This window comes from Candidatus Zixiibacteriota bacterium (assembly GCA_029860345.1).
In the GTDB taxonomy this organism is placed as follows: Bacteria; Zixibacteria; MSB-5A5; order GN15; family FEB-12; genus JAJRTA01.
Genome location: JAOUBJ010000008.1, coordinates 1 through 19,140 on the forward strand (window position 1 = coordinate 1; position 19,140 = coordinate 19,140).

Below are 19,140 nucleotides of genomic sequence, written 5' to 3' on the forward strand. Positions count from 1 at the left end.
TTCACCCTTCGACGCCGGCGAGGGTGAGGTGGGGGGGGCTCAGGGTTAGGGGGGGCGCTCAGGGTGAGGTTGCCAGAAATCTTAGGGGAGATTGGTGGATGCTCGCTGTAAAGGGAGATAGATTCCCGCCTACGCGGGAATGACAGGGGGGGCGCGCGTGGCGCGGGAATGACAGGGGGGACGCGCGTGGCGCGGGAATGACAGAGGGGACGCGCGTGGCGCGAGAAGGTGATTTATCACCCTTTGACTGCGCTCAGGATGTCAGGGGGAGCGCACATAGCGAAAAGGACAGGCTTGCCTGCCGGCCCGCAGGCACAAATAAATTGACACAGCGGCTCACTGGAGTGTATATAGACAGAAGAACATTATGGAAGGGAAATCTACTTGATAAGCTTGCGTAAGCTCCTGCCGCTGTTGGCACTGACAATCTGCCTGGGGGGTCTGTATCTGCCGGGCTGCGATACTCTGGTTACCGAAGTCAACAACTTTGAAATCGCCGGGCACCCGACGGCCGAGTTTGGGATCGACTCTTTGAGCGTCGATTCCGGTTGTACGCCGTTGACGGTCGGTTTTGTCGATAAGTCGATCGGGCCGCGTCAGAGTTGGCTTTGGAAATTCGGTGATGGTGATTCATCGCTGGACACCAACCCGGTCCACATCTACACCACCGCCGGGACTTACACTGTTTCGCTGACAATACTGGATTCCACCGTCGATGAGGAGCCGGGCGCCGACATAGAGATTAAGAACCGGTTTATCATAGTGGGGACGACTGCCGACAGTTTCTCTGTTGACGCCGCCACAGGTTGTCCCGGTCAGGAGATCACTTTCACGCCCATCGACTATGGTGGTATTACCAGCTACAGTTGGAACTTCGGCGACGGCAGCAATGCAGTCGGCGACTCCAACCCGACCCACATCTATGATTCGGTCGGTAGTTTCGCATGCACCCTGACCGTTACCGGTGGTTGCGGCACCAAGGTTGTCGGCTACGACAGTCTGATAACCATCGATGCATGCCCGGTGGCATTAATCGCCGCCAATAAGCTCGAGGGCTGCGCTCCTTGTACGGTCTTGTTCGCCGACACTTCAGATTACAGGGGCGCTGCCAAGGATAGCGCCTATTGGCAAATCGGAGAAGATAGCTCCAACCAGGAGTTCTTCGAGTGGGTGTTCGACACTGCCGGAATATACACAGTCAGTTTAAGCGTATGGAGCGAAGGCGGGGCCGACGACACCACTGAAGTTGATCTCATAAAAGTCTGGGGACCCCCGGAAGTTACGATTGTGGCCCTTGGCCAGACCGAGGGTTGTCTGGATGATAACTGGCTCTTCTATGTCCCGTTCGAAGCGACCATTCCGGCCCATGCTGATACCTCGGCCTACGACAGTCTTATTTGGGTGTTTGGCGACGGAAAACGAAGTAATCCCAACGATCCACTGCCGTTCAAAGTGAATCATGCTTATACCAATGCCGGTGTGTATTCGGTGACTATTGCGACCTACGGCTCATGCTACGAAGACGGCAACGAGGCCCTGATAAATACGGTCGTTGATTATGTCTGCGTTTCGTGGCCATACGAATCCGACCTGGCCGGTTTCATTGTGGGACCGGATGCCGACACGGCGGCAGGTATTCAGGGGGATACCTCGGTGGTGTTCACTTTTACCGACACCACGCCGGGGAATATGCTGGGATGGAACTGGACTTTCGGTGATGGTCAATCCGCCCTCGGACAGGTGGTCACTCATCAGTATGCCGATAGCGGAACATACACCACTACCCTGGTAGTCGGCAACTGCTGCCAATCAGATACCATTGAGCAGACTATTGTCATTGATACGATGGACACCGGGGGAGCATTTCGCCGACACCGAGACCCATCGGCCAACCGATGACGTTTGCGTTCTGTTTCGCCCCAACCAGGTTTGAGGCGGCCACCCAACCCCACACTTGTCATTCCCGCGCCCCATTGTCATTCCCGCGCGCTTCTGTCATCCCCGCGCTCTTTTGTCATCCCCGCGCTCTTTTGTCATTCCCGCGCAGGCGGGAATCCATCCGTGGCGCACGAGGACGTACACCACGCCGTCAAATATTATCTCACTCACACGCCTAGTCCGATCCACTTCATGCTGAGTGAAGTCGAAGTATGAACTTCGTATGATGGAACACCCTTCGACTCCGCTCAGGGTGAGGATGTGGGATACTCAGGGTGAGGTTATGGGATACTCAGGGTGAGCTTGTGTAGACTGTTCGTGGATCGCCCGCGCGGTATTGCTAATTCCCCAGCTCAGCCTTGAATTTGGCGGTCAGGGCCGGCACGATCTCCATTGCGTCCCCCACGATGCCATAGTTGGCAACGTTGAAGATGGGCGCGTCCTTGTCACGGTTGATAGCCACGATTGTCTGCGAAGAACGCATCCCCACCAAATGCTGGATGGCTCCGGAGATGCCAACGGCGACGTAAAGTTTCGGATTCACGGTCTTACCCGTCTGGCCAACCTGCTGCGAATAGGGTGCCCAACCGGCATCGACAATGGCCCGTGAGGCGCCTACGGCACCTCCCATGGCGGCGGCCAGGTCGGCTACCAGCGGCAGGTTTTCCGGTCCTTTCATGCCACGTCCTCCGGCCACAATAATGTCGGCTTCGGTCAGGTTCACAGCGCCGGCCGACTCGACCTTGCGCTCGGTCACGGTCATTTTAGCTTCAAAGGCGGCAGCGTCGACAGTTTCAGCCACAACTTCACCGGCGCCATCTTTGGCCTCAGCATACATCTTGCCGCGCACGGTGGCAAAAAACGCGCCGCCTGTAGCAACCACCTGCGATATCACCGAACCGCCATAACTTGGTCGGGTGGCCGTCAACTTGTCGCCGTCCATAGCCAGGCCGGTGGCATCTGAGACCATCGCGCCACCGCACACGGCGGCCAAACGGCCCATCAACGATTTTCCGTAGAACGAGGCCGGACCCAGTATCACGTCGGGTGTATGTTTTTCGATCAATGCCTTGAGCACTTTGCAGTAGACTTCGTCATTGAACAGTTTCAAACTTTCATGCGTCACCGTAAGCACCTGGCCGCCGCCGCGGGTGGCCAGGTCGGCCGCACCATTGTCGCTGTCGGAAAGAAAGGCGGTCATAATATCGCCACCGAGCGATTTGGCGGCTTCGATCAATTCGTATGAGGCCGGTATTGGTTGGCCCTCTTTTTGAAGTGCGATTGTCAGTATTTTCATCGGTCTACCTTCAGTCTGTCGTTGTCATCCACGGTCACTTGGCGGGCAATATACACGGCTGGAACCGGCCGGTCAAGCCGGCTTTTTTGCGCTACGCGCGTTATTCCTCAATCACTGCTTGAGATTGTCGCGTGATGCGAAGCGTAGAACCCATTTATGGGTGCTCGATTTTCTCCCCGGTCATAGCTTCAATTTCGTTGAGCAGCCTGCTTTCAAGCTCGGACTCGGCAAAACTCGAGACCACCTCGCCCTTCTTGATAAGCTGCCCTCGTCCCGACCCGCCGGAAATTCCGACATCGGCCGCACGCGCCTCACCGGGTCCATTGACGGCACAACCCATGACTGCAACTTTCAAGGGCGTCTTGATATGCCTCGTTTTCGCCTCGATCGATTCGGCCAGCGGGATCAGGTCGATCTGACACCGACCGCAGGTGGGGCATGAAATGACTTCTATTCCATCAGCTTTCAACTCGCACGATTTCAGAATCTGCTTGGCCACGCGGACCTCATTCACCGGGTCGGCTGTCAACGATACGCGCATGGTATCGCCGATCCCCTGGAGCAAGAGCGCCCCCAGCCCGACCGACGATTTGATGGTGCCGCTCTCAAGCGTCCCGGCTTCGGTGATGCCGATGTGAAGCGGATAGTCACACCGCTCAGCCAGCGCAGAGTAAGCTTGAAACGACTTGGCCGCACTCGAGGATTTGACCGAGATGACGATATCTTGAAACTCCATCTCCTCGAGCACCGCCGCCTCGCGCAACGCCGCGTTGACAAATGCGCGCGGGTCGTCATGACCATACTGCTTGAGCAAGTCTTCAGGCAGAGAACCTGAGTTGACGCCGATACGAATGGGAACGCCTGAGTCTTTGGCCGCCTTCGTAACCTCGCGTACTTTCCAGGTGTCGCCGATGTTGCCGGGGTTGATGCGTATCTTGTCAAGGCCGGCTTCGATTGCGGCCAGGGCCAGCTTGTAGTTAAAATGAATATCGGCCACCAGAGGTCGATCTATCTGTTTGCGAATCTCAGGCAGACAGGCTGCCGCCTGTTTGTTCAGCACTGAGAGCCGCACGATCTCACAACCGGCCTCAAAGAGCTGGTTGGCCTGGGCCACGGTAGCGCCTACATCGCGAGTGTCGCTGGTGGTCATCGATTGAATCGATATCGGAAAGCCGCCGCCGATCAAAACTTCGCCGACTTTTACGGTGCGACTTTTTCGTCGTTTTGTAGAAAGTGTGTTGTCCATATCCATACTTGACCGACTGCACAGAGTGCTTTAGTTTAGGAGGTTCTACGCAGCTTGGCAACAGGAAGTTGAACGAAAATGATCTGGTTGAAACGAATTCTGCCGCTCGTGCTGATCGGCGCCGCGTGGTTTTCATATACCGAGTACACCGAAAACCGGATGGTCGAGAACGAACGGTTGGCACGCAAGTACGCCCTGGTGACGGCTCAAGTGTGGTTGGCCACGGCTGTCTATCGCAACGACAACTCAGGTTTTCTCAGGGTGCGAGATTCCCTTTGCCAGGCGTCCGGGTTCAGTTTGGACGAACTCAACAGCTATCTGCAAGAGCACAAAAAACGACCTGAGTTTTACACACCCTACGTGCGACTGGTAAAAACCTTTGTCGACTCACTCACGGAACCGGCCAGCGACAGCACCGGCGATTGATCACTCCTGCGCCTCGAAGGCGTTTGGGAAGTGCTCTAATTGACCATCGATAAAGGTCACGACGTCAAAACGCAGGTCGCAGCCCGTCACTTCTTGTTCGGTGATAAACTGCTGCGCCGCGCGGGTGAGATTTATCGTCTTCTTGGCATCGATACGTTCAGCCGGGTGGCCGAATCGTTTCGATGCTGCCGATTTGACTTCGACAAACACAATCAGATCTTCGCGCTTTACAATTAGATCGATCTCCAGCCTGCCGGCCCGCCAATTGCGGGCCAGTACTTCGTACCCTTGTTGTTCGAAAAAACGCGCGGCTAGTTTTTCAAAACCTCGCCAAGCCGGATCCGGTCGGCCGGAGGAACCGCCTTTGTCAGAAGAGGACATATTCGCTGACCAAATCGGCCACCGGTTTGAAAGTGCGACGGTGAATCTCGGAGGGACCGTGTTGTTTGAGTTCGTTAAGATGCACAGGGGTTGGATAACCCTTGTGCTGGGCAAATGAAAACGATGGATACAGCACCTGGTATCGATCCATGATCCGATCACGTGTGACCTTGGCCACAATCGAGGCGGCGGCTATCGCCCGACATCGCCGATCCCCGCCGATGATGGCGCACTGCGGCTGCGGAATGTTCGGTATGTCGAACTTGCCGTCGACCAGCACGAAATCGGGCGTTGGATTGATATCCATGATCGCTTTGCGCATGGCCATGAGCGAAGCTTGAAGGATATTGATACTGTCGATGCTCTCGCTGTCGATCACTCCCACCGCACAGGGCCAACCGCGCTCGACAATCTGGTCGAAGAGTTCATCACGGCGATGAGCCGAGAGTCTTTTGGAGTCGTCAATCCCAGCGACGGCATCTCCGCACGGTATGATTACCGCCGCCGCCACCACCGGGCCGGCCAACGGGCCGCGTCCAACTTCATCGACACCACAAATGGACTCGTATCCCTTTCCGACCAGCATCGATTCCATCTGAGTGAAATCGAAGTTGCCGTGCAAATCATCAAATGCGATCTTCATCTGCATAACCTAATGTTGGTCAATTTCAGGCTCGTGATCAATTAAATATTTCTATATTTGTTATCGGCGGTCAAGCCGTTTTATTACACTGTGTGATGCGAGACGACCGGTTCGTCATTGTGAGGTGTTGGCAGCGGCGGACACCGTGGCAATCTCGCTTGGTTGTACAGCGGTCATACCAAGCGGAGTCAATCTGTCATGCCGAGCGGAGTCGAGGTATGAGATTGCCGAGGTGGCCCACAGCTTGCTGTGGGATCGTCGGAATAATCTTGTAGTTGTCAGGAGGAGAAGCGTCCGGCCTGACCAACTGGTTTAGTGAGAAAATGAAAAAGAGAAGCAACGACAGATTTGAGTTTACGATCATCGCCGGAGAGTTGAAAGGCCGTCGCATCAACGCGCCCAACCTTGGGCATACCCGGCCGCCTTTGAGTAGGTTGCGTAAGTCCATCTTTGATTTCTTGAAACCGTATTTACCGGGTGCGAGTTATCTCGATCTGTTCAGCGGCACCGGATCGTATCTATTTGAGGCCGTGTCTCGCGGTGTCACCTCGGCGCTGGGCGTGGAGAGTGAAACCAAGATGGTCGAGGCGATCATGCGTTGGGCTGATAAGTATGACGTGGCCGACCGATTGCAGTGCCGCGAGGAGGACGTGTTCGAGGCCATACCTAAGCTCGAAAGTTTCGGACGGCTGTTCGACATCGTGATGATCGCACCGCCTCAGTATCAGGGTATGGTTGACCGGACACTTGAGTGTTTGAAAGCGCATCCGATAGTAGCACCCTCAGGTTTGCTTTTATGTCAGCATGATACATTGGAGACGCGCGACATTGACTTTCTCGACTTCACGATTGAGCAGCAGCGCAAGTACGGCAACACAACGTTTACAGTGTTGCGGCTGCAGCCCTAGCTCCGTCATTGCGAGCGAGTCCGTGTTTCGCGGACGAGCGCGGCAATCTCACTCTTAACGTGCGCGGTGTACGTCCTCGTGCGCCGCGTCTGACCTGCAGTGGCCCGGACGTTCGTCCGTGTTTCTTTCTTCAATCTTCGTAGTGCGGGTCCGTCTTCGCCTGCGCGCCGCGGCGTGAACCCGCCTTTGTTGGCAAGCTTGTAAATAACTTAAGCCGTAGAATAACACACCCCTGAATCCCCTCTCAAGAGGGGACTTTGAAGAAGGTCTTCAACCGTAGGTCGAAACCCCTGCGGTTTCGACATCACGCGCTTCGCGTGGTTCTCGTTTTGTACCCCACCTAAAGCGAAGCGACAGGTGGGTTCCTCTGTGTATGACAGGTTGGAAGCTTGATGTCGAAACCCGCCTGCGGCGGCCATAAATGGCATTTATGCCCTTCGGGCCAGGGTTTTCGACCTACAAGAGAAGGTGGTTTCCTGCCTTCGCAGGAATGACAGTCGGGGCAGACGAAGGCGTCTGCCGCCCACAGAAACAAGGCGCAGGGTCTCATCCGCCCGGGCGGAAAGGACCCAGCGCAACGTGTTGGGTTCTTCCTCGGCGGAGACAAGCCCCACCGCTACGCGAGGAACTTGAGATTGCCGCGTCGTCCCCCGCTGGCAGCGGGGGACTCCTCGCAATGACGGTAACTGCGAACAGTTTAAGAAGCCCCTAACAAAAAAAGCGCTAAGTGCACAGCAGATGTCCACATCTGCCATGAAACCCGGACTGAAGTCCGGGCCACCGACCCGAGCCGTCAGGCGGGGTCGCCTGACAGCACCCGGAAGAGGTTTGAGATTGCCGCGTCGTCTCCGCCAAAGGCGGAGCCTCCTCGCAATGACGTGATCTGCGTATGCGTAAAGCAACCTCCAACAAAAAAAGCGCCTCTGTATAATAACAGAGGCGCTTGATTTTCAAACTGACGAACAGGATGTTACTCCGTAGCGGCTCCCTCGTCTGAAGCAGCAGCAGCCTTGGCGGCCGCCGCTTTGGCCTGTGCCTTGGTCCCGGTCTTGCCTTTCTTCGAGGCGCCGACAATCTGCTCTTTAATACGGGCCGACTTACCGGTCAGCTCACGCAGATAGTAGAGCTTCTTGCGACGGACCACGCCCGAACGGAGGTGCTCAATCTTGGCCAGGTTGGGCGATTGCAGCGGGAAAACACGCTCGACACCGATCCCTGAGGACACTTTGCGCACCGTGAACGAGGCACCGGTACCTGAACCTCGGCGACTTATGACATCACCCTGGAAAACCTGAATTCTCTCTTTGTCACCTTCTTTAATTCGAACATGCACACGCACGGTGTCGCCTGTTTTGAATTCGGGGTGGTCATCCCGAGTGTGTTTTTTTTCAATTTGGGCTATACGTTTCATCCGGGTATCCTTTCTATCAACCCATCTCTTCTTTTCTTATCGTCATGTCTCCGGTTTATGTCACCGAAGATTCACTCGTCTTCTTCTTCATCCTGGTCGCCGGCCTTTAACAAATCCGGCCTGACTTCTTTACTTTTTTCAATCGCCTGGCGTTGCCTGAACTGCTCGATTGCCTTGTGGTCGCCGGACAACAGCACCTCAGGCACCGCCAAACCTTCATACTCGGCCGGTCGCGTGTAACAGGGCGCGCCCAGCAATCCTTCCATGTGTGAATCGTCCATAGCCGATTCGAAGTTCCCCATGACGCCCGGAATCAAGCGTGCGATGGCATCGATCAACGACATGGCTACCGGTTCGCCGCCCGATAGAATAAAGTCACCCAGCGATACTTCATCGATGTCGTACAGCTGGATCAACCTGTCGTCAACACCGAGATAGTGGCCACAGATGATCGTCAGCCGCTCACCAAGCGAATACTCGATCGCCTTCGGCTGCCCGAAAGTCTCGCCGGCCGCCGAGGTAAGGACGATTCGTGACCCGTTATCGATAGGTCCGTCCGAACGTCTCGGGTAACCCAGCTTCTGTAAGCATCGATCAATCGGTTCGATCATCAGCACCATGCCGCCGCCGCCGCCGAACGGTCGATCGTCGACGGTGTGATGACGATCTTCGGCGAAAGCGCGAAGGTTAATGATTTCGATTTCAAAGAGCTTATTATCAATCGCCTTTCCCAACAACGACTGCCTAAGGGGCTGTGCGAAGTAGTCCGGGAATAGCGTTACAATCTCAAACTTCATCGTCGTGAACCCGACACCTGATCGGTCGAGTCCTCATCAATTCGTCGGCGGTCAATAATCCGCCAGACCGGATGTGTCGATCAAAATGCGCTTGGCGATCACATCGATTTCCTTAACAAACTCACCAACCGCCGGCACCTGCAACTGTTTGTCATCGGCTGCCTGCACAATGTAAACATCGTTGGCCGGATACTTTTCGACATCAATCAGTTCTCCGATCTGTTGGCCGCTGGTTTGTTCAAACACATCGCATCCTATCAACTCAAAAACAAAGTACTCGCCTTCCGGCAAAGTCACCAACTCATCCTTCGGTATGGCCAACTCGCGGTTGGTCATTCGGGCTGCTTCTTCCGGCGATCCGACGACTTCGAATCTGATGACCGGTCTCTGGCCGATCAAACCGGCGGAAACGATTTTCATTTTTTCCCAACCGTCTCTCGACCTGACGTGGATCTCTTCCATGCCGTTGAACCTTTCGGGAAAGTCGGTGAGTGGCGTAATGTACATTTCGCCTTGCACCCCTCTCGGTCGGCCCAGTTTGCCGACGATGACGAGTTCATCCGATCCCACCGGTTATTCGAGAATTTCCAGGACCGCTCGCTTTCCTTGTCGAGCCGCCGCTGCCGCCAGTATGGTTCGGATGGATTTTGCCGTCTGGCCCTGTTTACCGATAACCTTGCCCAAATCACCCTGTGCTACACGCAATTCGTACACAGTAGTCCGGCTTCCGACAATTTCAGTCACATTGACCTGGTCGGGATTATCAACCAGATGTGTGACGATGTTTTCGACGAAATCCTTCATGGCAAAGTTCCTTTCTGCTTTCCGGTTGCGATGTAGGAACTGTAACATTTCCATGTGCAATCATCCGACAAACCAGGGCGAGTGACTCAGGCGTCTTTGCTCACGACTCCTTGTCCGGCTCGGACGCTTCTTCCGCCTCGGCTGCCGGCTCTTCAGCCGACTTGGCAGCAGCTTCCGCTTTTGCATCAGCTTCAGCCTTTGCTGCCACGGCCGCCTTTTTCATCTTCCGCGTCTTCTTGGGGCGTTCCGTAATGGTTGTCTTAAGGGAAATCTCCGAGACATCCTCTCCCTTTTTGATTTTTTGGTACTTTACAGTGTATCCGATTTGCGTTAGTAGCGATCTAACGGTATCGGTGGGGACGGCGCCCTGGTCCAACCAACGGGTCAGTCCTTCCTCCGAGACACTGATCTCTGCCGGTTTGGTGATGGGATTATAGGTGCCTAAGTTTTCAAGGTAGCTTCCACCCCGGGCCCGCCGCGAGTCGATTGCCACGATGCGGTAGAAAGCTCTTTTTTTGGCTCCCATTCTGCGAAGTCTAAGATGAACGGCCAACAAATCCTCCGTTTCTACTAATTGCCAAAGGCTCCGGGCATCAGCCCATCGGGAAGACCTTTGAACTTCTTTTTATTCATATTTTGAAACATCTTCTGCATGGCAAAAAACTGCTTGAGCAACTGATTGACCGCCTGCACCGAATTGCCGGACCCTAAAGCGATTCGTTTTTTCCGTGAGCCGTCAATAACGTTGGGGTGGCGGCGCTCTTCGATGGTCATCGACTTGATAATCGCCACCATTCGTTCCATTGCGCCCTCGTCTACTTTGACATTCTTGAGCGCCTTACCGACCCCGGGAATCATCCCCATTATTGATTCCAACGGTCCCATCTTCTTGAGCTGCTGCATCTGGTCCAGAAAATCTTCGAAGTCAAATTGGGCCTTGAGCAGTTTCTTCTGCATCTTCTCGGCTTTTTCGACATCGATAGTCTCTTCCGCTTTCTCGACCAGTGAGACAATATCCCCCATGCCGAGAATGCGCGAAGCCATTCGGTCGGGATGGAACGGTTCGAGATCAGAGACCTTCTCACCTATCGAAGCCAGCTTGATGGGACATCCGGTGACCGAGCGAATCGAAAGCGCAGCGCCACCACGAGCGTCACCGTCGAGCTTGGACAAAGCCACGCCGGTGATATCCAGACGACGATGGAACTCCTCGGCCACTTTGACGGCGTCTTGTCCGGTCATACTGTCGGCCACCAGGAGCAATTCGTCGGGATTGACTTGTGATTTGATCTCTTCCAACTCAGTCATCAGTTCATCATCAACATGCAACCGTCCGGCGGTGTCAAGAATGACCAGATCGATGAAGTTCTTCTCGGCATACTTGACGGCCTCGCGGCAGATATGCTGCGGCTTCTTGCCCTCAAGATGAAAGTGCTCGACATTGATTTGGTCGGCCAGGACTTTGAGTTGCTGTACCGCGGCCGGCCGGTAGATATCTGCTGCCACCATCAGCGGTTTTTTGTTCTTACGCTTATTGGCCAGCGCCAGCTTGGCCACCAGGGTGGTTTTACCCGAACCCTGAAGCCCGCAAACCATATAGACGGTGGGTGATTTGTCGACCGGTGCGATCGGTTCATTCTTGCCGCCCAACAGACCCACCAGTTCGTCGTGGACAATCTTGATGACTTGTTGACCGGGGTCGATAGATTTCAGGACTTCTGAGCCTATCGCTTTTTCTTCGACTGCTTTGATGAAATCGCGAGCGACCTTATAGTTGACGTCGGCCTCCAAAAGAGACCGCCGGACCTCGCGCATGGAGTCTTTGATATTCTTCTCGGACAGTTTTCCTGCACCGCGAAGTTTCTTAAAAACGACTTCAAGTTTGTCAGACAGCGACTCAAACATACAAACAGACTTACAACAACAGTTTTAGGCCGTACTACGGCCTGTACTTTACCACTTCCGGCAGGACCGCTTATCTATAGAATCACACCAAAGGTCCCAACCGGGTGGAATCGAGCCACCTAATATATGAAAACTGAGACTTTAGGCAAGAAGTTTATAGGGGGAGCACGGGGGGCTGAGGCTTGTCGCCAAGGTCTCCTATTTGTCTCTATTGCAAGAGGTTAAGAGTAGGATAGGTTCGTCTTCGCCGGCCCGCTGCGGCGCGGTTCCGCCTTTGTTGGCACGACCGTCGACAGACCTGCCCGACCAGAAGTCGCGTTCCGGGTCCATTCTACTCCAGCGTACTCACCACCAAGTCGATCTCGGTGTTGATATCAAGTTCGGTGCCGGCTGTCTCCGACTGTTCCAGAACAGTTTCCGGCAGGAGGTCATCGGCAAATCGACTGGTGACTACCCCGATCCGCAACTGCTTGGACTCAAGAATCGTTCGTGCTTCATCCAATGTCAATCCGGCCACCCTGGGTACGAAGGTAAAGTCTGCTCTCCGACCATGATTGACCATCAAAGTCACCTGCGATCCCAGCGCGATTTCGCTGCCGGCTGTCGGATAGGTGTGTACCACGAATTTCTCCGCGACGTCATCGGAAAAGGCCCAGGTGATCTCCCCCAATTCCAGACCGGCTGTTTCCAAATCCAAAAGAGCCTGGCGCACCGACAGTCCGGACAGGTCGGGGATACTCACCATCTTCTGTCCCGCGGAGATGACAAACTTGATGATCCGCCCGGTTTTGACTTTGGTGCCGGCTACCGGGTACTGGCTCAGGATCACCCCCTGAGGAATCCCGGGCGAGAACTCTTCGGATGAGATTTCGAAACGGAGGTTCAGATTGTCCAGCTCGATTCGTGCTTCGATCAGGCGTTGATCGGCATAATCGGGCAGCGTGAACTCCGATCCATGGCGGGTGATATTGGGCATGACGATGTCGTCGATGACGACGTACAAAAGAGCCAATACCAAAAGCGGTGCAACTACCCACAGAACGATCTTGCGCTTGAGCGTTCCGAAAGGCAACTGCTTGGCCAGAAAGCCAGAGCGTTGTTTTTTCAAGCGGTCGAGTCTGGTCGCGTGTAGCTGTGCCATGGTGTATTGATTATATAGGGGCAGCGCATCGGAATCAAGATTAAAACGTGGGGGTGGGTGGCCCGTCAGCTTGGGGATTCCGGTGAAGGCCGGAATCCAATTCTTGTAGGGTGGGTCCGTCTTCGGACACGCCGATACTGGCAGGTCTCTAAGAGTGGAGAGACCTGCCCTACTCTCAGCTTGATATCGAAGAAAAAGAACTGGATGCCGGATCAAGTCCGGCATGACAGAAGGGGCGCGCGAAGCGCAAAAAGGTGATTTATCGCTACGCCCGGCGCTTCAGGCGGGCGCAGAAAGAACCATCGAGCTTTTCATGCGTTGGATAGGTCTTGACAAATCCACGCTCGGTGACAATGGTATCATCGTAGAACTGAGCGGCCGAATCGACTTCGAAGTCGGGATGCTTCAATAACCACTCCTCAACAACCTGGTCGTTCTCGGTGCGGATAATCGTACAGGTGGAGTATACCAGAATACCGCCCGGCTTGACCAGCGTCGAGGCATGATCCAGCATACGTTTCTGAATCCTGGCCAGGTGCGTGATGTCTTCTTCGGTTTTGGTCCAGCGCAAGTCGGAGTTCTTGCCGGCCGTACCCCATCCTGAACAGGGCGGGTCAAGCAATACTCGATCAAACTGCCCGGCTTTGAATTCGAGCATATCGGATGCAACGGGCGCGATGATCTTGATACCCAAACGATGCGCGTTTTCGACCAACGGCACCAGCCGCTGATGCGATTTGTCAACAGCCGTCACCCGTCCCCGGTTGCGCATGCGTATGGCAGCGTAGGTTGCCTTGCCGCCCGGCGCCGCAGTTAGGTCGACCACCGTAGTGTTGGGTCGGGGATTCAATAGACGCACGGCTAACCCGGCCGATTCGTCCTGTACGAACACTTTGCCGGTCCGGATCAACTCAGCCTCCATCGGCAGACCGCCCGATTCGACATGTATGAACTCAGGCAAATACTTGCCGAACGAAAAATCGATTTCGTTTTCCTGAAGAAGTCTGGCCACCTCGTCCGGCTTGGACTTGAGGTAGTTCACGCGATAGGTAACTTGCGGTGGACGGTTGTAACGTTCGAGCAATGTTTTGGTTTGCTCCAGGCCGAATTCCTCGTAGCAATACCCGACGAAGTGGTCCGGGTAGCTGTAAAAGTCTCCCAGAAACCTTACCGGCTCCTCCTCAAAGTCGACATACTGGACTTTATTCGGTTCACGGATACTGGCTCTCAGAACCGCGTTGACAAGATTGGCCCGGGACCGGTCAAGCATGTGGGCGGCCAGATTGACCGACTCGTTAACGGCGGCAGCATCGGGGATTCGGTCGGTGAAGCGCAGTTGATAGAGACCGAGGCGCAAAATGTTGGACAGCATCAGCGGTAAGTCTCGCGAAGGCCGGGAGAGGTAGAACTTGATCTCGTGGTCCAGCCGTCGCCGCATCTTGGTCACGCCATTGACCAGTTGCATGAGAAAGCGTCGATCAAGCGGCCGGAATTCCTTTTCGGCCATCACGCTACTGACGGCATAGTCGGTTTGGTCTCCCTGTTGGATCAGGACCAAGGCTTGCAGCGCCGCGGCGCGGACCGGATCGACTTTGTGCGATGCTGGACTTTTGGCCGTATCTGTCATAGCTTTCACAACTCCATAGCCGGACGGATTGATCCGTCATCTTCCATCCGGTACATATCCTGCCGATGAAACGTGAAGGCCGGCACCATTTCACCCAGGTCGGGAAGCAACAGCCTGACCACTTCGGTCGGGCGCACGTAGACAGACTGGCCGACACCCAGCACCATTTCCAGCCGGTCGTTTTGATAGGTGAGATCATAGATTCCCGGACGGACATCGACAGTCTTGACTTCAGATTTAGTTTCACGTTCCACGTCGAGTCGTTCAGCCGTCATCAGAGCGCTTATCTGCCGGGCGATGGTGTCCTTGCCCATCGCGTTCAACCTCGCGTTCTCAGAGATTACGTAGACCACTCTGTTTAACGCCGCCGATAGAGACTGGGGCTTACCATAGACAACCTTGGCATCCAGAATCTCCATACCATCCGGCATGGTTCGCTTCAGGTTTTGTATCATATCAGGCATAAGATTCTCTTCAAGAGTTATATCGACATATTCGGACCCGGAAGTGAATCCTAAAGGCAGAGGAGGTCCGAACGACAATCTCATCGAGGGATTGAATCCCTGGCTGTAGGCGACCGGCACCGACGCCCTTCTGATGGCCCGTTCCAGAGCGCGCATGTTGTCAAGGTGCGACATGTATCTCAACCGCGTCGTTTTCCCCCAGCGCAGACGGACTCGATTTCTGGTCGGCGCCGAGAGAGTGCTTCGTCCGGCTACTTTCTTCTTGGCCCGGCCGAAAGTCGGTGACGGTTCGCTCCGCGGTTGGGGGGCAGCATTCGACGAAACCGGATCGTGCCTCTTTAACTGGTTGGAAGTGCGCTGCCGTTCCGCCTGCAGATGTTCAGCCGTCGGACCCTTGGCAATGTGCGCCCAGGGTAGGTCACTGCTGAAGGGAATCGGTTTTAGACAAGAGTCGAGGTCTATCCCATTCTCGTCCAAAACGGAAAACCAAAGCTGGTGATCGAAATCCTCGCTCCAGCCGTCGAAGCGCCCCCCCTTTTTGAATACCGTTTCGATGACATCGGCAAACCGTCGATCACCACGCCCGAGAACCGCCTGCAAAAGCGAAGACTCGACATTGTGGTGTTTGAAGTTGACCCCACGTACGCGGCAGTTGCGCTTGATAAACTGCAAACGGTTCAGTGTTTCGGCCACGGATAGTATCTCGTCCCACTGCAGCGGCGTATGCGGCTTGGGCGCAAATGGAGACAGAGTTATATTGATCGTCTTCCGACCCGGATACTCACGTCCGATGCGATATATCTCCTGCAGGATTGTGAGAATTCCGCGCAGGTCTTCTTCTGTCTCCGACGGCAGGCCGATCATGAAATAGAGCTTGATCGTAGTCCAGCCTTTTTCGTAGGCCAGCCGGATAGTGTCATAGATGGCGGCGTCGGTAACATCTTTTCTCACGAATGCGCGCAGACGTTCCGTGCCCGCTTCGGGCGCCAGGGTCAGACCGGACTTGCGGACACGGCTGGCTGCATCCAGCAGCGTGGCACTAATCGTGCCGGGCCGCAAGGCGGGCAGGGCTATTGAAACGCGCTGCGATTCGAGCCTGCGTGACACCGTGTTGGCCAACTGGTCGATCTGGGGATAATCGGATGACGATAGAGATACCAGTGAAACTTCGTCGTATCCGGTTGTGCTCATTTGGGTGGATATTTGCTGAAGGATGTCGTTCTGCGAACGTACCCGTACCGGTCGGTAGATGGGACCGGCCTGACAAAAACGACAACCCTGAGGACAACCGCGCATGATCTCCACAGCCAGATGTGGATGCACCGTTTCGATGAGTGGGACTATCGGTTGGCTGGGGTAGTTGGTTGGTTTCAGGTCAGTCATCAGTCGAGCTTGGATCCTGGCCGGAGCGAAATCTACCGTGGGTCGACCCTGATCGTCATAAAAGCGCGGCACATAGACTGAGGTGACTTCTTGAACCAACCGGGTCAGTTTTTCCTCGCGTGTTGCCGTTCTCATATCATGAAGCACCGAGAGCATCTCGACCAAACCGTCTTCGGCGTCACCTATGAAGAAAAGATCAATGAACCCGGCCATCGGTTCCGGGTTGTAGGCGGCGGGACCACCGGCGAAAACCAGCGGATGGTCATCCAGACGGTCCTTGGCGCGCAGCGGTATCCCGGCCAGGTCAAGCATGGCCAGCACGTTGGTGGAAACGAGCTCGTAGGTCAGGGTGAAACCAATCGCATCGAAAGCTCCGGCCGGTCGTGTGGACTCGAGCGAAAACAGGGGGATGTTCTCACGTCGCATGATTTCCTCGGCGTCACGATCGACGGCAAAGACGCGCTCAGCCAAAAAGCGGTCGTCTGAATTGACCAGGTGATAGAGAATCTGTAAACCGTAGTAGGATGAACCGATCTCGTACTTGTCGGGAAAGGCTATCAGGTAGTTGACACGACCTGAGGGCTCTTTGACGATCTGCCCCGGCTCACCGCCGGCATATCGGCCCGGTTTGACCACATAGGGCAGCAGCTTTTCTTCGATTAGAGGTCGCATACCAGTCAATACGTGCTTCGTTCACAGTTCACTTGCTGTACGATACCAGAATCGCAACGGGCGGGCAAGTGAGAACTTGGTTGCAGGCAAGCAGGCAAGCCTGCTTTTTCGCGCTATTCGCTCCTTAAGTCTGAAGCAGAGTGGCCGACAGATTGGGCCTTGCTGGAAATCCCCGGTGGCCGTCATTGCGAGCGATCCGCGCCGCAGGCGGGGCGGAGGAGCGCGGCAATCTCACGCCTCGACTGCGCTCGGCATGACAGGTGTACAATGAATTGAGATTGCCACGGCACGCAAGGCGCTCTTCAAAATGACGATTCCGTGGGTTTGTCAACAGACCCCTTGCTGTGGGAAACAGATTCTTCACTTCTTCGGCACCCCACCCAGAGGCTTTGCGGCGGGTGGAAACCTATCTGGTCAAAAGCCCGCACAGCCGTAGGTCAGGACCCCTTGTGGTCCTGACATCCCGCGCCCAAAAAGCCATTTATGGCCGCGGGATTCTTCACGGTACCCCACCCAGAGGCTTTGCGGCGGGTGGGATTCTATCTGTTCAAAGGGAACCCACCTGTCGCTTCGCTGCAGTTGGAATACCAGGTGTCGGGCGGGATCGCCCAACACCACTCTAATCGTGTGTCGGGTCACCGTCACGCCTTCGGCGGGATCAAGACCCAACACAACGGCGCGTTTTTTTTCAGTCCAATCAGGCTGACCTGCGTGAAATATTGAATATTCCGTCAACCCATACCGAAGAAATGAGTACAAGGTCTTAGACGTTTAGGAAGCTGTTCGAGACTGGAATGAAGCGAAATAACACAAAACCCAACCTGCTCCTGTCCTCACTGGCTTTGGGCGGCCCGGTGGATCATGGTACAAAGAGTGACGATTCCCCTCAGGTCTTGTTGGTAACCAACAAGCGGCCACGGTCGGCCGTCAGAGCAGTACGGTTCAGCCTGCTTGAAGGTCTCCTGGACGACCAGAATCGCCTACACAAGATCGATCACTCAGCCGATTCCAGCGCCAGGCATCGCCGTGGCGCCGGCGCCTTAGACCTCAGACGTTTTGTTCGCACAGTACCCTCCTGCGAAATCGTCCACTGCAACCTGGCCGAACCCGAAGCCTGGACAATGTTGGCCGTGGGTCAAACACTGGTTGCGCGTTTCTTTGGAAAAGCGGTCGTAGCCGACCTTGGTTTCAGTATCGACGAGGAGAGTTTTGAACATCCCCCATTGGCCCTCCGGCTGATTTTGGGTCTATGTACCGTGGCGGTCGTGACATCGGAACATGCGGCCACCATACTTGCCCGGCGCGGTGTCCACGTAGAACAGATTCCTGAGGCGTTGGCGCCTTCTGAGTTCACCGACAGAAAGGTAAACTCGGTGCAACCGCAAGTCCTGACAGTTTATTCGCAGGCTGATCGGAGCGCTACAGAATGTGTGGTAAGAGCGTTCAACTCTGTGAAAGCAAAATACCCACGAGCCGAAATGACGGTGCTTGCCGATGACTCGGACGGTGACGCCGCTCGACAACTGACAGGCGACGGCGCACGATCGAGCATCACTGTCGCCGCCGCACTCACCGCCGAGCAGACATCTTCATATTATGCCGAAGCAGACATGTTTGTCAACTCCTCGGTCGTCGGGGGGCTGCGACCGATGAAAAAAGCCATGGCATCCGGGCTCCCGGTAGTGTCGGCCGCAGGATTCTATCGGGACGAGTTGATCGTTGACCGTAGAAACGGCCTGACCTACCGTGAGAACGACCCGGGCGCGTTGGCCGACCGCATCATCGAGCTGGTCGAAACACCTCGATTGATCGGCGAACTCACCGAAAACGCCCGACTCTCTGTGGCCGATCATACCTGGTCCAGGATCGGCCGACGGTGGTCGAGTTGTTATCGAAGACTGCGCACGACACGTCGCACTGCCACTGCCGCTGCCGCCGGTCACCACTCGCACCAACAGACATAGACCGATACTGGCTTTTCACTCTTCCTGCGCTCCAGGTTTTTTTGTTGGACCTATCCGCTATCCAATGTACTATCGGCTGAGAGAAGTACGCTCGGTCCGGGACCGACGCTTAGTCGCTTGACCAAAGACGGAC

At 55.2% G+C, this 19,140-nt stretch carries 16 protein-coding genes and 1 pseudogene; 4 read left to right on the forward strand and 13 right to left on the reverse strand.

Annotated features, from left to right (window positions below):
- Positions 1-384 precede the first annotated feature (384 nt).
- Positions 385-1,899 (forward strand): PKD domain-containing protein, encoded by a 1,515-nt coding sequence (locus tag OEV49_09415; GenBank protein ID MDH3891288.1) that lies wholly within the window; start codon positions 385-387, stop codon positions 1,897-1,899.
- A 379-nt stretch (positions 1,900-2,278) separates the two neighbouring features.
- Here OEV49_09415 and OEV49_09420 read toward each other — a convergent pair whose 3' ends face one another.
- Both OEV49_09420 and ispG read right to left on the reverse strand, forming a co-directional pair.
- Positions 2,279-3,235, reverse strand: a complete 957-nt coding sequence (locus OEV49_09420) for an electron transfer flavoprotein subunit alpha/FixB family protein (protein ID MDH3891289.1) — start codon at positions 3,233-3,235, stop codon at positions 2,279-2,281.
- A gap of 154 nt (positions 3,236-3,389) precedes the next feature.
- A complete protein-coding gene (gene ispG, locus OEV49_09425; protein MDH3891290.1) occupies positions 3,390-4,481 on the reverse strand; it encodes a flavodoxin-dependent (E)-4-hydroxy-3-methylbut-2-enyl-diphosphate synthase in 1,092 nt (363 codons plus the stop codon).
- A gap of 78 nt (positions 4,482-4,559) precedes the next feature.
- Here ispG and OEV49_09430 point away from each other — a divergent pair, with 78 nt between their 5' ends.
- Positions 4,560-4,907 carry a hypothetical protein gene (locus OEV49_09430; GenBank protein MDH3891291.1) on the forward strand — a complete coding sequence of 116 codons (348 nt, stop codon included), beginning with the start codon at positions 4,560-4,562 and terminating at the stop codon, positions 4,905-4,907.
- Here the strand turns inward: OEV49_09430 and OEV49_09435 are convergent, their stop codons facing one another.
- Both OEV49_09435 and OEV49_09440 read right to left on the reverse strand, forming a co-directional pair.
- A complete protein-coding gene (locus OEV49_09435; protein MDH3891292.1) occupies positions 4,908-5,288 on the reverse strand; it encodes a YraN family protein in 381 nt (126 codons plus the stop codon).
- Positions 5,275-5,931: a ribonuclease HII gene (locus tag OEV49_09440; GenBank protein ID MDH3891293.1), complete on the reverse strand. Its 657-nt coding sequence runs from the start codon at positions 5,929-5,931 to the stop codon at positions 5,275-5,277. Before OEV49_09440 ends, OEV49_09435 begins: the two co-directional genes overlap by 14 nt.
- 323 nt (positions 5,932-6,254) lie before the next feature.
- On the opposite strand from OEV49_09440, the gene OEV49_09445 reads away from it, so the two are divergent.
- Positions 6,255-6,839: an RsmD family RNA methyltransferase gene (locus tag OEV49_09445; protein ID MDH3891294.1), complete on the forward strand. Its 585-nt coding sequence runs from the start codon at positions 6,255-6,257 to the stop codon at positions 6,837-6,839.
- A gap of 1,075 nt (positions 6,840-7,914) precedes the next feature.
- Here OEV49_09445 and rplS read toward each other — a convergent pair.
- From rplS to OEV49_09490, 9 genes and pseudogenes are all read right to left on the reverse strand, one after another.
- Positions 7,915-8,250 (reverse strand): annotated as a pseudogene (rplS, locus tag OEV49_09450) (50S ribosomal protein L19).
- A 71-nt stretch (positions 8,251-8,321) separates the two neighbouring features.
- A complete protein-coding gene (trmD, locus tag OEV49_09455) occupies positions 8,322-9,047 on the reverse strand; it encodes a tRNA (guanosine(37)-N1)-methyltransferase TrmD (GenBank protein MDH3891295.1) in 726 nt (241 codons plus the stop codon).
- A 51-nt stretch (positions 9,048-9,098) separates the two neighbouring features.
- Positions 9,099-9,617, reverse strand: a complete 519-nt coding sequence (rimM, locus tag OEV49_09460) for a ribosome maturation factor RimM (GenBank protein MDH3891296.1) — start codon at positions 9,615-9,617, stop codon at positions 9,099-9,101.
- Between the two features lie 3 nt (positions 9,618-9,620).
- Positions 9,621-9,851: a KH domain-containing protein gene (locus tag OEV49_09465; GenBank protein MDH3891297.1), complete on the reverse strand. Its 231-nt coding sequence runs from the start codon at positions 9,849-9,851 to the stop codon at positions 9,621-9,623.
- Between the two features lie 100 nt (positions 9,852-9,951).
- Entirely contained in the window at positions 9,952-10,404 is a 453-nt protein-coding gene (gene rpsP, locus OEV49_09470; protein MDH3891298.1) for a 30S ribosomal protein S16, read from the reverse strand.
- A 17-nt stretch (positions 10,405-10,421) separates the two neighbouring features.
- Entirely contained in the window at positions 10,422-11,756 is a 1,335-nt protein-coding gene (ffh, locus tag OEV49_09475; GenBank protein ID MDH3891299.1) for a signal recognition particle protein, read from the reverse strand.
- Between the two features lie 331 nt (positions 11,757-12,087).
- Positions 12,088-12,897, reverse strand: a complete 810-nt coding sequence (locus OEV49_09480; GenBank protein ID MDH3891300.1) for a PASTA domain-containing protein — start codon at positions 12,895-12,897, stop codon at positions 12,088-12,090.
- Positions 12,898-13,162: 265 nt separating this feature from the next.
- Positions 13,163-14,524 (reverse strand): 16S rRNA (cytosine(967)-C(5))-methyltransferase RsmB, encoded by a 1,362-nt coding sequence (gene rsmB, locus OEV49_09485; GenBank protein MDH3891301.1) that lies wholly within the window; start codon positions 14,522-14,524, stop codon positions 13,163-13,165.
- 5 nt (positions 14,525-14,529) lie between these two features.
- Positions 14,530-17,043 (reverse strand): TIGR03960 family B12-binding radical SAM protein, encoded by a 2,514-nt coding sequence (locus OEV49_09490; protein ID MDH3891302.1) that lies wholly within the window; start codon positions 17,041-17,043, stop codon positions 14,530-14,532.
- Positions 17,044-17,837: 794 nt separating this feature from the next.
- On the opposite strand from OEV49_09490, the gene OEV49_09495 reads away from it, so the two are divergent.
- Positions 17,838-19,007 (forward strand): glycosyltransferase family 4 protein, encoded by a 1,170-nt coding sequence (locus tag OEV49_09495; protein MDH3891303.1) that lies wholly within the window; start codon positions 17,838-17,840, stop codon positions 19,005-19,007.
- Positions 19,008-19,140 lie beyond the last annotated feature (133 nt).